Raw genomic sequence first — 14482 nt, 5'->3', positions numbered from 1 at the left:
TCGCCCTAGTGTCAGTTTTATTCAAACGTTGTCCTAATATTCATGACAGGGTATCCCTTGAGCGATCAAAGCGGACCGCGTACCCAACCGCTGAGCACCGCGATCAAATGCCTGAAGATGCTGGAGGTCGTCGCCGAGGCCGACCGCTCGGTGCGCGTGGCCGAGCTGGCCAGGAACCTCGGCCTCTCCCGCGCCGCCGTGCACCAGCAGCTCGTGACGCTCGTGGCGGCGGGCTGGATGGAGCAGTCGGCCGACGGTTCCTACCGGCTGACCCTGCGGCCGGCGCGCATCGGGCAGTCGGCCCTGCGTCAGGCGGGACTCGGCGAGCGGGTGCTACCGGTGATGGAACGCCTGGTCGACGAGGTCAGGGAGGCCGTGTCACTGGCGATACTGGAACGCGGCACCGCGACGATCATCCAGCGGATCGAGCCGGGCCGCCCGCTGCAGGTCGACCTGCGGGCCGAGGCGCAGATGCCGATAAGCCGCAGCGCGTCCGGGCAGGTCCTGCTCGCCTACGCCACCGAACGCCAGCTCGCCGAACTCCGCGAACTCGGCACCGACCTGCCGGCCGAGGAGGAACTCGCCGGGGTGCGCGAGCGGGGATACGCCACCTCGCACGGCCGCTGGCTGGAGGGCGTGCTGGGCGTCGCCGCCCCGGTGTTCAACGTGGAGGGCCGGTGCGTCGGCGCGCTCAGCGTGGCCGGGCCGAGCAGCCGGTTCGACAGGGACAAGGGCATTCACGCACTACAGGACGCGGTCGCCGAGATCAACCAGGTGCTCTCCGGGCGACCCAAGGAGGCGAGATCATGACGGCGACCCTGACGGTCAGCCTGCGCGAGACCCGCGTGCTCGCGGAACGGACCCTGCTGCTGCTCGGCGTGCCCAAGGGGGTGGTCCCCGCCGTCCGCGACGCGCTCGTCGAGGCGGAGGCGCTCGGCCTCGGCGCCCTCGGGTTCCTCGACGCGGCCGCCGGTCGCCCGCCCCGCTGGCTGCCGCCCTCGCTGCACGGCGAGACGGTCGTCGAGGCGCACGGCCTGCCCGCGCCGTACGTGACCCCCGCGCTGCTCGACCTCGGCGTCGCGCTGCTGCACGAGCACGGCGCGGCGGAGCTGACGGTCCGCGGCGTGAGCGCGCCGCACCTGCTCGCGGTGCTCCCGCACGCGGCGCGGCCGTACGGCGCGGCGATCGAGGTCCGCGACGGCGACGGCGCGCACGTCGTCACCGTGCGGCACGGTGAGGCGGCGGACGACCTGCCCGGACACCTGGCGCGTGCCGTACGCGAAGGGCTGACGGTCGAGGCGGAGCTGTGGTGGCGGCTCTACCACCGCTCCAACGACGCGCTCACCGAGGACACCCCGATCTCACGCAGGCACGCGGGCGCGACCCTCGAACCCGGCGGCGCCGATCCCGACGCCGACGTCGACTATGTGGCGGTGAATCTGTGATCTTCGTTGACGGCCTGGAATGCAGCAACTTCGACAGGGAGATCTTCCGCGAGCTACGCGAGGGCGGGCTCGGCTGCGTCACCGTGACGTGCGGCTTCTGGGAGGACGGCCTGGAGTCGATGGACGCCCTGGTCGCCTGGCGCGACCTGGTGCGGGCGAACGACGATCTCGTGGGCGTCGCCACGACCGTCGCCGAGATCGAGGCGATCCACGCGAGCGGCCGCACCGCACTGCTACTCGGCTTCCAGAACAGCTCCTTCCTCGCCGGGCGGATCGGCTACGTGGAGCTGTTCGCCGACCTCGGCGTGCGGGTCGGCCAGCTCACCTACAACATCCAGAACGACGTGGGCGCGAGCTGCTACGACCTGGTGGACCCCGGGCTCACCCGGTACGGCCGCGAGGTCGTCAGGGAGATGAACCGGGTGGGCATGGTCATCGACCTGTCCCACGTCGGGGAGCGGACCAGCGTCGAGGCGATCGAGCACTCGGCCATGCCGGTCGCGGTCACCCACGCCAACCCGGCCTCGCTGGTCCCGCACCCGCGCAACAAGTCCGACGTGGTGCTCAAGGCGCTGGCCGCGCGCGGCGGCATGCTCGGGGTCTCGGGCTACCGCAACATCAGCGGGCAGTACGCGGCGAGCGCGGACGCGTGGGCCGAGATGGTGGCCCGCACGATCGACCTGGTGGGCCTGGACCACGTCGGGATCGGCACCGACCTCGGCAGGAAGGTGGTGGACGCCGACCTCCGCTGGATGCGCCAGGGCCGATGGACCCGGACGACGCAGTACGGCGCGGGCTCCGCGGCCAACCCCGGCAAGCAGCCGCCGCTGGAGTGGTTCCCCGACACCCGTGCCTTCCCCGGCCTCGCCGAGGCCCTCTCCCGGCACGGTTTCGGCCCCGCGGAGGTGGCGGCCGTGATGGGCGGCAACTGGATGCGGTTCTACCGCGAGGTGCTGCCCGCCCAGCCTCTGACCGGCCAGAACTTGACCGGCCTCCCGACCGGCCTTCCGACCGGCCCCCCGGCTGGCCCCCCGACCGGCGAGGAGTAGTGATGGCGATCGCGACCGGCCGGCAGGCCGACAAGGACGCGGCGCCGCGCCCGGCGGCCATCGGCATCCGGGACGTGTCCAAGTCGTTCACCCGGCGTGGCGCCGCCGTACAGGCGCTGGAGCACACGGAGCTCGACATCGCGCCCGGGGAGTTCGTCTCCCTGATCGGCCCGAGCGGGTGCGGGAAGTCGACCCTGCTCAAGCTCGTCGCGGGTCTGCTCGAACCCACCACGGGCAGCGTCACCGTCGACGGCAGGGAGGTCACCGAGCCGTTGCCGCAGGTGGGCGTGGCGTTCCAGAAGCCGACACTGCTGCGCTGGCGGACGGTCCTCGACAACGTGTGCCTGCCGCTCGTGATCGACGGCGACCGCCGGCCGGAGAGCCGGGAACACGCGAAACGGCTGCTGGAGATGATGGGGCTCGCGGGCTTCGAGAAGCACTACCCGCGCGAGTTGTCCGGCGGCATGGAGCAACGGGTGTCCATCGCCCGTTCGCTGGTCAACCGGCCGTCGCTGCTGCTGATGGACGAGCCGTTCGGGGCGCTGGACGAGTTCACCCGCGAGGACCTGAACGACGAGTTGCTGGGGATGTGGCAGCGCGAGCCCAAGACCGTCGTGTTCGTCACCCACAGCATCTCCGAGGCGGTGTTCCTCTCCGACCGGATCGTGGTCATGAGCGCCAGGCCCGGCCGGGTGCACGCGACGGTCCCGGTGCCGCTGCCCCGGCCACGCGGGCGCGAACTGCGTGACGACCCGGAGTTCTACGAGGCGATCAGGCATGTGCGATCCGTTCTCGACGAGGCGAAAGGAGGCGGGCGATGAAGACCCAGGCCGCACCGGGGAAACAGGATCAGGACCTGTCCTCGCTCGGCGCGCTCGACCAGGGCGGCGGCGCGCTCCGGCGGCGTCCCGACGGCGCCGGGCTCAAGTCGGCCGTGCTGGCCGTACTGATCTTCGTCGCGATCATCGCCGGGTGGCAGCTGACGGCGGACTCCGGGCTCGTCTCGCCGCTCATCCTCGCGCCGCCCGGCGAGGTCGTGCAGGTGCTCTTCCAGCTCGCCGTCGACGGCACGTTGTGGCCGAACCTGGCGGCGACCATCCAGGAGACCCTGCTCGGCTTCGTCCTCGCCGTGGTGGCGGCCGTGGTGGTCGGTTCCGTCTTCTCCTTCTCGCCGATCCTGCGCAACGCCGTCTACCCCTTCATCCTCGCCTCGCAGACCTTCCCGAAGGTCGCCATCGCGCCGCTCATCGTGGCCGCCATGGGCTACGGCCTGGCCCCCAAGGTGACGCTCGCGGCGCTGCTCGCCTTCTTCCCCGTGCTGACCAACACGATCGCGGGACTGACCGAGGTCAGCGAGGACGAGGTCAGCCTGTTCCGCGCGCTGCGGGCCAGCCGCTGGCAGGAGCTGCGCTACCTGCGCATCCCCAACTCCCTGGCGTTCATCTTCCCCGCGCTGAACAGCGCCGCGGTGCTCGCGCTGATCGGCGCGATCGTCGGCGAGTTCGTGGCCGCCCGCGAGGGGGTGGGCTACGCCATCGCGCAGTACACCGTGACCGGTGAGGTCGCCGCCACCTACGCGATGCTCATCGCCCTGTCCGTCTTCGGACTGCTCGTGTACGGCGTGCTGTCCCTGGCCGAACGCCTGGTCCGCCGGGCGAAGTGACACCCCCAACCGGCACATTGGAGTTTCCCATGACCAAGTTCTCCGTCGGCCTCCGACGGGCCGGCGCCCTCGCGCTCACCGCCGCGCTCACCGCGGGCCTGGCGGCCTGCGGCGGGTCCGACACGGCCAGCGGCTCGATCGTCTTCACCGCACCGGACAAGGCACTGACCGCGACCACCGCCTCCTACACCTCCGTGCCCATCGAGATGGGCTATTTCAAGGCCGAGAAGCTGGACGTGACGATCCAGCCGGTCGACAGCGCCCCGACGGCGATCCAGTCGGTGGCCACCGGGCAGGCGTTCATGACGTACGCCTCGCTCAACGCCGCCGTGACGGCCTACGGGAAGGACCCGGGGATCGCGGTCGTCGCCCTCACCAACGGGAGCATCTTCCGGGTGGTCGTCCCGCAGGACAGCCCGGTCAAAACGGCCGCCGACCTCAAGGGCAAGACCATCGGCGCCAACTCGCTGGCGGGGGTGTCCGCCCTGTTCGCCAAGGGGGTGCTGAAGGAGGCCGGGGCCGACCCGGCGAAGGACGCCCAGTATCTCCCCGTCGGGCTCGGCGCCCAGGCCGCCGACGCGTTGCGCAAGAAGCAGGTCGACGCCTACGCCGGCTGGGACGGGCCGAACGTCGTCGTCGGCGACCTGCTCGGCACCACGATGCGCGACATCCCCACGCCGCTGAACGACCTGACGGGCACCTCGGCGCTGGTCGTGCGCAAGGAGTCGATCAAGGAGGAGCCGGAACGGGTGGCCGGGATGGTCCGGGCGTTCTACAAGTCGATGATCTTCTCGCAGCAGAACCCGGAAGCCGCGATCAAGCTGCACTGGAAGCAGTTCCCGCAGGCCAGGCCCGCCTCCAACGTGCCCGAGGAGAAGGCTCTCGAACAGGCGGTGAAGATCCTCAAGTTGCGGATGGACATCACCGGCGGGCGCGGCGACAGCGAGAAGTACGGCGTGATCGGCGACGCCGCCGTGCAGCGGACGATCGACGTCTTCGCCGAGCACGGCATGATCCCCGGGCGGATCGACGTGAAGTCCAGCGGGCTGTTCGACTACAGCCTGGCGGACAAGTACAACAGCTTCGACGCCGAGGCCGTGGAGCAGGAAGCACAGAAGTGGCAGGCCTGACGCTCGTCGATCCCTGCGCCGGGGAACCTTTCGCCGAGGTCCCCGCCGTCTCGGCGGCCGACGTCGACGCCGCCGTGGCAGCGGCCGCGAAGGCGGGCACGGACTGGAGCCGGGTGCCGATCGCCGAGCGCGCCGGGGTGCTCCGCCGCGCCGCCGACGAGCTGGACCGGCGCCGGGCGGACCTGGTCGAGGCGATCACCATGCCGCTGGGCCTGCCCAGGCGTCTGGTCCCCGGGGTGCAGCTGGCCTCGGCGCTCGGCACGCTGCGCTCGACCGCGGAGCTGGCCGAGCGGATGGCGGAGGAGGAGGTGGTGGGCAACTCCTACGTACGGCGGGAGCCAGCGGGAGTGGTCGCCGCCATCACGCCCTGGAACTATCCGCTGATGCAGAGCGTGAACAAGGTGGCCCCGGCCCTGGTGGCGGGCTGCCCGGTGCTGCTCAAGCCGAGCGAGCTGACCCCGCTGGACGCCTTCGTGCTGGCCGAGGCGCTGGCCGTGGCCGGGCTGCCCGAGGGCGTGCTGCGGGTGCTGCCGGGCACCGGGCGGGAGGCGGGCCGGGCGCTCGCCGGCCATCCCGGCGTGGACGTCGTCTCCTTCACCGGCTCCACCGAGGTCGGCCGGCAGGTGGCCGCGCTGGCCGCCGCCACGGTGACCAGGGCGTTGCTCGAACTCGGCGGCAAGTCGGCCTCGATCCTGCTGGACGACGCCGACGTGGCCGCCGCGGTGGCGCACTGCGCGCGCACGGTGATCGTGAACAGCGGGCAGACGTGCACCGCGCTCACCCGGCTGCTGGTCCCCCGGTCCCGGCTGGCCGAAGCGGAGGAGTGCGCCGTCGCGGCGCTGTCCGCCGCCCGGCCCGGACACCGCGACGATCCGGCGGCCGACCTCGGCCCGGTGATCAGCGCGCGGCAGCGGGACACGGTCGAAGGCCACATCCTGGCGGGGACCGCCGCCGGGGCCCGGCCGATCACGGGCGGTCCCGGCGCGCCCGAGGGGCTCGATCGCGGCTTCTACGTGCGGCCCACGGTTTTCACCGGCGTCGATCCCCGGATGGCGATCGCCCAGCAGGAGATCTTCGGCCCGGTGCTGGTCATCATCGCGCACGACGGGGACGACGACGCCGTGCGGATCGCGGACGGCACGCCGTACGGGCTGTCGGGGGCGGTCTGGTCGGGGGACGTCCAGCGGGCGCTCAGGGTCGCGCGGCGGCTGCGGACGGGACAGGTGAGCGTGAACGGCGGGCCGTTCAACCCGGTGGCGCCCTTCGGGGGCTACAAGCAGTCGGGCATCGGGCGGGAGAAGGGGCTGTACGGGATCGAGGAGTTCACGGAGCTCAAGGCCATTCAGATGCCGCTTTCAGAGGAAATTTCGTGACATCACAGGCTGAAGTATCCGCGGAGATCGGCACGACGGCGCCTGCCGGCGACGGGACCGGGGCCGACCAGGTCGCCGCCGCGCTGGCCGTACTCGGGGTGCGGCGGGTCTTCGCCATCGCCAGCATCCACAACCTGCCCGTCCTGCGGGCGCTGCGGGCCAGGGGCGAGACGGAGATCGTCGGCATGCGGCACGAGCAGGGCGCCGTGCACGCCGCCGACGGGTACGCCAGGGCGACGGGCGAGCTGGGCGTCGCCGTGGTCAGCACCGGGCCGGGCACGGCGAACGCGATGGGCGGCCTGTTCGAGGCGTCCTTCGCCTCCTCCCGGGTGCTGCTGATCACCGGCCAGGTGGAGACCGCGCACCTCGGCCGGGGACGCGGCTACATCCACGAGGCGGAGAACCAGAGCGACATGCTGCGCACCGTCTGCCGGTCGGTGTCCGTGCCGCGCCGGGCCGGGGACATCGGCGCCGAGGTGCTCCGGCTGGCCGGGGAGGCGATGACCGGGCGGCCTCGTCCGGTGGCCGTCGAACTGCCGATCGACCTGCAACGGGCGGCGGCTCCGGTGACGGACGGACGGCCGCCGGTGATCACCCGTGACCCGGTCGACGACGCGGGCGCGGCCGAGGCGGCGCGGCTGCTGTCCGCCGCCCGCCGCCCGCTCATCTGGGCGGGCGGCGGCGTGACCGGTTCCGGAGCCTCGCGGGCGCTGGCCGCCCTCGCCGAGGCCGCGCGGGTCCCGGTGGTGACCTCGCGGGAGGGCCGGGGCGCCCTGCCCGAGGACCACCCGCTCTGCCTGGGCTGTTACCCGGCTGTCGAGCCGCTCCGCTCGTACGTCGAGTCGGCCGACCTGCTGCTCGCGGTCGGCACCCGATTCCAGATGTATCCCACCGACTCCTGGCGGCTGCGGCTGCCCGCGAACCTCGTGCACCTCGACGCCGACCCCTCGGTGATCGGGCGCAGCTACCCCGCGCGGCTCCCGCTCGTCGGCGACGCCGCCCTCGGCCTGACCCAGATCGGCGACCACCTCACCGGAGCCCCCGCCAGCCGGCCGGATCACCGTGATGCGTACCTCGCCGAGGGCCGGGCCGCGCTGGCCGCCGCCCGGGCAGTGATCGGGGCGGAGATGGGCCCCGATCACGAGGCGATCTGCGCGTCGATCCGGCGGCGCCTGCCGCGCGACGGCGTCGTGGTCCGGGACGCGACCGTGCCCGCCTACGTCTGGGGAGACCGCGTCCTGCCCATCCTCGCCCCCCGCACCTCCATCCGCCCCACGGCGGCCGGCATCGGCCCCGGCCTCCCCCTCGCCATCGGCGCGGCCCTGGGGTCCGGCGCGCCGGCGGTCCTCATCCAGGGGGACGGCGGGTTCATGCTGAGCGTCGGCGAACTGGCCGCCGCGGTCCAGTCCCGCGCCCACGTGATCGTCTGCCTCTTCGACGACCGGGGGTACGGCGTGCTGCGCGAGATCATCCGCGACTCGTACGGCGGCGCCGTGCACGACGTGGACCTGGCCACCCCCGACTTCACCGCGCTCGCCGCCTCGTTCGGGATCCCGGCGTTCAGGATCTCCGGCCCGGACGGCTTCGACACCGAGTTCGCCGCCGCCGTGGCCCGCCCCGGCCCCACCCTCCTGCACATCGACCTGGCCGCTCTGGCACCGATCAACCGCTGATCAAATTCAATCTTTATTGCCCTATTCCTCACCTCACTTTGCCGGTATATGGTCACGTTGCGACTCGAAACGTTCAACTTCGGTCGCTGCTCGCTCTTGGGGGGCCGATTCCTCGTCAAGGAGCTGCCGTGATCAGACGTTTCCTCTGCGCCGCGTTACTCCTGTGCGCCTCGTTGGCGGCGCTGCCGTCCGCTCCCGCGCTCGCGGCGCCGCCGCTCACCACTCCGTGGACCGCGCAGGTCACCCCGGACAACGCGCTGCCCGAGTATCCGCGCCCGCAGCTGACCCGCCCCGACTGGAGCAACCTCAACGGCCTGTGGCAGTTCGCCGGCACCGGCTCGATCGACACTCCCCCGGTCGGCCAGAACCTCGCCGGTCAGGTGCTCGTCCCCTATCCCATCGAGTCGGGACTGTCCGGGGTGCAGCGCCACGAGGACCGCATGTGGTACCGCCGCACGTTCACCGTGCCCGCGTCCTGGTCCGGGCGGCGGGTTCAGCTCAACTTCGGGGCGGTGCACTGGGAGACCAGGGTGTGGATCAACGGCACCGCCGTCGGCACCCACACCGGCGGCTACGACCCGTTCGGCTTCGACATCACCGCGGCCCTGCGCGCCGGGGCCAACGAGATCATCGTGGGCGTGTGGTCGCCGGTCGACTCCGCCGGGGTCCCGGTCGGCAAGCAGCGTAAGAACCCGGGCGGCATCTTCTACACCGCGTCCTCCGGCATCTGGCAGACCGTCTGGCTGGAGCCGGTCAACGCCGCCCGGGTCACCCGCCTGGAGACCGTCCCCGACGTGCCCGGCGGCGTGCTCGACCTGGTGGTCCGCGGCGCCGGGATCGCCGGGCAGGCGGTGCGGGCCGAGGTTCTCAGCGGCGGCCAGGTAGTCGGCGCCGCGACCGGGGCCGTGGGAGCCCACCTGCGCGTCCCGGTGCCGAACGCCCGGCTGTGGTCTCCCGACGATCCGTTCCTCTACGACCTGAGAGTGACTCTGACGGGGACCGGTGGCGGCGACACCGTGGGCGGCTACTTCGGCATGCGCTCGGTGGGCAAGGCGATGGTGGGCGGCGTGCTGCGGCCGACCCTCAACGGGCGCTTCCTGTTCCAGATGGGCACACTGGACCAGGGGTACTGGCCGGACGGGATCTCGACCGCGCCCACCGACGAGGCCCTGCGCTTCGACCTGGAGCAGCAGAAGGCGCTCGGGTTCAACACCGTGCGGAAGCACGTCAAGATCGAGCCCGCCCGCTGGTACTACTGGGCCGACCGGCTCGGCCTCCTGGTGTGGCAGGACATGCCGTCCATGCGCACCGGCGTGAACCCCTCCGCCGCCGACCGCGCCAACTTCGAGAGCGAGTTGCGCCGCATGGTCGACAACCTGCGCGGCGTCACCTCGATCGTGCAGTGGGTGCCCTTCAACGAGGGCTGGGGCGAGTACGACCCGGCCAGGATCGCCGACCTGGTCAAGAGCTGGGACCCGACCCGGCTGGTGAACAACAACTCGGGCTCCAACTGCTGCGGCTTCGACGGCGGCAACGGCGATGTCATCGACGACCACATCTACGTCGGCCCCGGTTCCCCGGCCAGGCCGACCGCGGCGCGGGTGGCGGTGCTCGGCGAGTTCGGCGGGCTCGGCCTGCGCAGCCCCGGGCACGAGTGGCCGGGCAACGGGTTCGCCTACGAGATGACCCCCGACGCCGCCACCCTCACCAACCGCTACATCCAGATCAACGAGCAGCTCAAACCGCTGATCGTGAACAACGGTCTGTCGGCCTCCATCTACACGCAGCCCACCGACGTGGAGAACGAGGTCAACGGCCTGTGGACCTACGACCGCAGAGTGCGCAAGATGGACGCCACCCGGGTCCGCGACGTCAACCGCTCGGTGATCGCCGCCGCCACCGGCCTGACCGCTGACGCCCTGGTCTCCCTGCGGGTCACCACTCCCGGCTACACCGACCGCTACCTGCGCCACCAGGCCTCCCTGGCCCGAACCGACGTCGTCACCCCCGCTTCCCCCGACGCCCTCAAACTGGACGCCACCTTCTTCGTACGGCGCGGCCTCGCCGAACCTTCCTGCTTCTCCTTCGAATCACGCAACTTCCCCGGCCACTACCTCCGCCACGCGGACTTCCGGCTCCGCAAGGACCCCCGTGACAACAGCGTCCTCTTCGACCGGGACGCCACCTTCTGCGCCCGCCAGGGGCAGGCCGGCACCGGCGTCTCCCTGGAGTCGCTCAACCTTCCCGGCCACTTCCTGCGGCACCACAACGAGGCGATCTACGTCGCGCGCAGCGGCGGCCCCAACGCCTGGGACACCGCGACGTCCTTCGCCGCCGACGTCACCTGGCTCGCCGGCACCCCGTGGTGGCGCAGCGGCGCGGACCTGACGATCGGCGCCGCCCAGTCGCTTCGGGTCACCACTCCGGGCTACACCGACCGCTACCTGCGCCACCAGGCCTCCCTCGCCAGGACCGACGTCGTCACCGCCACCTCCCCCGACACCCTCAAACAGGACGCCACCTTCCTCGTACGGCGCGGCCTCGCCGAACCTTCCTGCTACTCCTTCGAATTACGCAACTTCCCCGGCCACTACCTCCGCCACGCCGGCTTCCGGCTCCGCAAGGACGCCCGTGACAACAGCGCCCTCTTCGACCAGGACGCCACCTTCTGCGCCAAGAGCGGCCTGGCGGCCGGCGGTGTCTCCCTGGAGTCGCTCAATCTCCCCGGCCACCACATCAGGCACTACGCCGAGGAGGTCCACGTCGCCGTCCCCGGCGGATCGCACCCCTACGACAGCCCCGCCGGTTACAACGAGGACGTGACCTGGGCGGTCACCACCCCCTGGAGCCCGTGACCGGTCTCACCCGGCCGTGAGGGGCTTGACGATCTGTTCGAGCCCCTCACGCTCCACCTCGCCGCCGAGGAACGGCCCCGGGGCGCTCTACCTTGTCCACAACGCCTCCTGAACGGCCTGGACCAGGGCCATCAGCTCGGCCGCCGGCTCGCCGACCGGCCAGGCGAGCCCGTAGGTCATCCGCAGTTCGCCCACGTCGAGCGGCACGAAGGCGATGTCCTGCCTGCGGATCGTCTGGACGATCAGGTGCGGGACGGGCAGCAGCCCCGCGCCGGCCGCGACGAGATCCAGCGCGGCGGCGAAGTCGTCGATCTCGTCGGCCACCACGCGGTGCCGGAACCTGGCCGCGAGCCGCGCGTGGGCGCCGCCCGGCGGCCGGTTGCGCGGCAGCAGCAGCTCGTGCCGCGCGAGTTGCTCGGGCCGGATCCGCGGCAGGGCGGCGAGCGGATGGCCGGCGGGCACGGCGAGGTGGCCGATCGTCACGTGGAACCTCGCGGCGGTCGGCACGCCCTGCGGGAACGGCGTGCCGAGGATCGCCGCGGACACCTCCCGCCGGGCCAGCGCCTCCGTGGCGGCGCTCCAGCCGGCGGCCCGCAACTCCACGTCGATGGCCGGACGGCGGCCGGCGAGCCTGCGGGCGACCCGTGCGGCCAGCACGCCGACGACCGGTGGATAAGCCAGGCGAATGATCGGTCGCGCGGGCGCGGCCAGCCGTACGGCCTCGGCGGAGAGCGCGGCGGCGGCCTCCAGCATCGTCTCCGCGTACGGCAGCAGCGCGGCGCCCGCGGTGGAGAGCCTGACCTCGCGGCTGGTCCGCTCGAACAGGCGGACCCCCAGTGACCGTTCCAGACGGCCGATGGCCTGGCTCATCGCCGGTTGGGAGAGGCCCAGCTCGGCCGCTGCCCCGGAGAAGCTCAGGTGCCTGGCGACGAGCGCGAAGCAGCCGATCTCGCGGAGCGGCGGGCGCTGCGTCGGCTGGTCCATACCGCTCATCGTTTCATAAGCAGCATGGATGGATGTCCCCGGATCGAGGTGATCGACGGCAGGATGCCCTGCGATATGACCACCTCAACGCAGGGAGCAGGCGTGATGACCCCATTCCCCACCTCCACGGTGCTCGGGTACCCGAGGATCGGCCCGCACCGGGAGCTGAAGCGGGCGCTGGAGTCGTACTGGGACGGCGGCTCCACCCGGGAGGAGTTGCTCGGCACGTGCGCGCGGCTGCGTGCGGAGACCTGGCGGCGGCTGGCCGCGCTCGGGCTCGGCGCGCTGCCGTCCAACACCTTCTCCCTCTACGACCAGGTGCTCGACACGGCGGTGCTGCTCGGCGCGGTGCCCGAGAGGTTCGCGGCGGCGGCGGACCCCTACTTCGCGATGGCGCGCGGCACCGACGGGATCGCGCCGCTGCGCATGACCAAGTGGTTCGACACCAACTACCACTACATCGTCCCCGAGGTCGGCCCCGGCACGGTCTTCCGGCTCGACGCGGCCAAACCGGTCTCGGAGGTGCGGGAGGCGCGGGCGCTCGGGTTCCCGACCCGGCCGGTGATCGTCGGCCCCGTGACGTTCCTCCTGTTGTCGCAGGCCGCGCCCGGCGCCCCCGCCGGGTTCCGCCCGCTCGACCGGCTCGACGACGTGCTCGGCTGCTACGCCGAACTGCTGACCGCCCTCGCGGCGGAGGGCGTGGACTGGGTGCAGCTCGACGAGCCCGCGCTGGTGGCCGGCCGTACCCCGGCGGAGCTGGCGGCGGCCGGCGACGCCTACCGGCGGCTCGGCTCGCTGCCCGGCAGGCCCGCGCTGCTGGTCGCCTCCTACTTCGGCGACCTCGGCGACGCGCTGCCCGTGCTGGCGGACACCCCGGTCGAGGCGATCGCCGTGGACCTGGTGCGGGGCGGGACCGAAGGGCTCGGCGCGCTCGCCGGGAAGACCGTCGTCGCCGGCGTGGTCTCCGGGCGCGACGTCTGGCGCACCGACCCGGACCGCGCCCGCGCCGCGCTGCGCGCCGTCGCCGAGCACGCCGGCCAGGTGGTGGTCAGCACGTCCTGCTCCCTCCTGCACGTGCCGTACGACGTGGCGCGTGAGACGGACCTGGACCCGGCGCTGCGCGGCCGTCTGGCCTTCGCGGAGCAGAAGGTGGCCGAGGTCGTCGAACTGGCCGCCACCCCGTACGGCGAGGCGCAGGCTCCCCCGGCGACGACGACGGCGCGCCCGCTGCCCGGCACGCCGCCCCGCGAAGGCCGGAGTCCCTACCCCGTGCGCGCGGCGGCCCAGGCCGGGCACCTGCGGCTGCCGCCGCTGCCCGTCACCACGATCGGGTCCTTCCCGCAGACCGGCGAGCTGCGCGCGGCCAGGGCCGCGCTGGTGGCGGGCGAGCTGGACACCGCCGGGTACGAGAAGCGGGTCCGGGCCGAGATCGAGCAGGTGATCCGGCTCCAGGAGCGGCTCGGCCTCGACGTGCTGGTGCACGGCGAGCCGGAGCGCAACGACATGGTGCAGTACTTCGCCGAGCACCTCGACGGCTTCGCGGTCACCCGGCACGGCTGGGTCCAGTCGTACGGCTCGCGCTGCACCCGGCCGCCCCTCCTGCACGGCGACGTGCGCAGGCCGGCCCCGATCACCGTCCGCTGGACCACCTACGCCCAGTCGCTGACGGACAAGCCGGTCAAGGGCATGCTCACCGGGCCCGTCACGATCGTCGCCTGGTCGTTCGTCCGCGATGACCTGCCGCTGCGCGAGGTGGTGTTCCAGGTCGCCGACGCCGTACGCGCCGAGGTGCGGGATCTGGAGGCGGCGGGGGTCTCGATCATCCAGGTGGACGAGCCGGCGCTGCGCGAGCTGATGCCGCTGCGCGACGCCCAGGACGCCTACCTCCGCTGGGCGGTGGACGCCTACCGGCGCGCCACCTCGGGCGCGAGCGACCGCACGCAGATCCACACGCACCTGTGCTACTCGGGCGCCGAGGAGATCCTGACCGCGATCGACGCCCTCGACGCCGACGTGACCAGCATCGAGTCGGCCCGCTCGCACGCCCGTATCCTCGCCGAGCCGGCGGTCGCCGGATTCGCCCGGGGGCTCGGCCCGGGGGTGTACGACATCCACTCCCCGCGTGTGCCGGAGACCGGCGAGGTGACGGACCTGCTGGGCGCGGCGTTGCGGGCGCTGCCCGCCGGGCGGGTCTGGGTCAACCCCGACTGCGGCCTGAAGACCCGCACGTACGCCCAGGTGGAGGCGGCACTGACCAATGTGGTGCGGGCGGCGCGCCGGCTGCGGGGATGACGTCACGCTCCGGCCCGC

General features: G+C 72.5%; 11 protein-coding genes. 10 read left to right on the top strand and 1 reads right to left on the bottom strand.

Going from position 1 to position 14482, the window contains the following annotated elements; all coding sequences use genetic code 11:
• Positions 1 to 42: 42 nt before the first annotated feature.
• The 9 genes from MBA17_RS36390 to MBA17_RS36350 all read left to right on the top strand — a co-directional run bounded on the left by MBA17_RS36390 (position 43) and on the right by MBA17_RS36350 (position 11188).
• Positions 43 to 810, top strand: a complete 768-nt coding sequence (locus tag MBA17_RS36390; RefSeq protein ID WP_238502043.1) for an IclR family transcriptional regulator — start codon at positions 43 to 45, stop codon at positions 808 to 810.
• Complete coding sequence (locus MBA17_RS36385) at positions 807 to 1445, top strand: hypothetical protein (RefSeq protein ID WP_238502042.1); 639 nt, start codon at positions 807 to 809, stop codon at positions 1443 to 1445. The genes MBA17_RS36390 and MBA17_RS36385 overlap by 4 nt, the downstream gene beginning before the upstream one ends.
• On the top strand, positions 1442 to 2494 hold the full coding sequence (locus MBA17_RS36380) for a dipeptidase (RefSeq protein ID WP_238502041.1): 1053 nt from the start codon (positions 1442 to 1444) through the stop codon (positions 2492 to 2494). Before MBA17_RS36385 ends, MBA17_RS36380 begins: the two co-directional genes overlap by 4 nt.
• A gap of 2 nt (positions 2495 to 2496) precedes the next feature.
• Entirely contained in the window at positions 2497 to 3315 is an 819-nt protein-coding gene (locus MBA17_RS36375; RefSeq protein ID WP_238502040.1) for an ABC transporter ATP-binding protein, read from the top strand.
• Positions 3312 to 4157 (top strand): ABC transporter permease, encoded by an 846-nt coding sequence (locus tag MBA17_RS36370; protein WP_238502039.1) that lies wholly within the window; start codon positions 3312 to 3314, stop codon positions 4155 to 4157. The genes MBA17_RS36375 and MBA17_RS36370 overlap by 4 nt, the downstream gene beginning before the upstream one ends.
• Positions 4158 to 4186: 29 nt before the next feature.
• The gene (locus MBA17_RS36365) at positions 4187 to 5287 is read left to right on the top strand and encodes an ABC transporter substrate-binding protein (protein WP_238502038.1); all 1101 of its coding nucleotides are present in this window, start codon (positions 4187 to 4189) and stop codon (positions 5285 to 5287) included.
• Positions 5275 to 6660: an aldehyde dehydrogenase family protein gene (locus MBA17_RS36360; protein ID WP_238502037.1), complete on the top strand. Its 1386-nt coding sequence runs from the start codon at positions 5275 to 5277 to the stop codon at positions 6658 to 6660. Before MBA17_RS36365 ends, MBA17_RS36360 begins: the two co-directional genes overlap by 13 nt.
• Positions 6657 to 8333 (top strand): thiamine pyrophosphate-binding protein, encoded by a 1677-nt coding sequence (locus tag MBA17_RS50690; RefSeq protein WP_238502036.1) that lies wholly within the window; start codon positions 6657 to 6659, stop codon positions 8331 to 8333. Before MBA17_RS36360 ends, MBA17_RS50690 begins: the two co-directional genes overlap by 4 nt.
• Before the next feature lie 128 nt (positions 8334 to 8461).
• A complete protein-coding gene (locus tag MBA17_RS36350; RefSeq protein WP_238502035.1) occupies positions 8462 to 11188 on the top strand; it encodes an AbfB domain-containing protein in 2727 nt (908 codons plus the stop codon).
• An 87-nt stretch (positions 11189 to 11275) separates the two neighbouring features.
• Here the strand turns inward: MBA17_RS36350 and MBA17_RS36345 are convergent, their stop codons facing one another.
• Positions 11276 to 12172 carry a LysR family transcriptional regulator gene (locus MBA17_RS36345; RefSeq protein WP_238502034.1) on the bottom strand — a complete coding sequence of 299 codons (897 nt, stop codon included), beginning with the start codon at positions 12170 to 12172 and terminating at the stop codon, positions 11276 to 11278.
• Between the two features lie 105 nt (positions 12173 to 12277).
• Here MBA17_RS36345 and metE point away from each other — a divergent pair, with 105 nt between their 5' ends.
• On the top strand, positions 12278 to 14464 hold the full coding sequence (metE, locus tag MBA17_RS36340) for a 5-methyltetrahydropteroyltriglutamate--homocysteine S-methyltransferase (RefSeq protein ID WP_238502124.1): 2187 nt from the start codon (positions 12278 to 12280) through the stop codon (positions 14462 to 14464).
• Positions 14465 to 14482: the final 18 nt, after the last annotated feature.

It is taken from the genome of Dolomitihabitans soli, assembly GCF_022213955.1.
GTDB classification, from domain to species: domain Bacteria; phylum Actinomycetota; class Actinomycetes; order Streptosporangiales; family Streptosporangiaceae; genus Streptosporangium_A; species Streptosporangium_A soli.
Note: the sequence above shows the minus strand (reverse complement) of the source record. Positions and strands in the feature narration are given on the sequence as shown.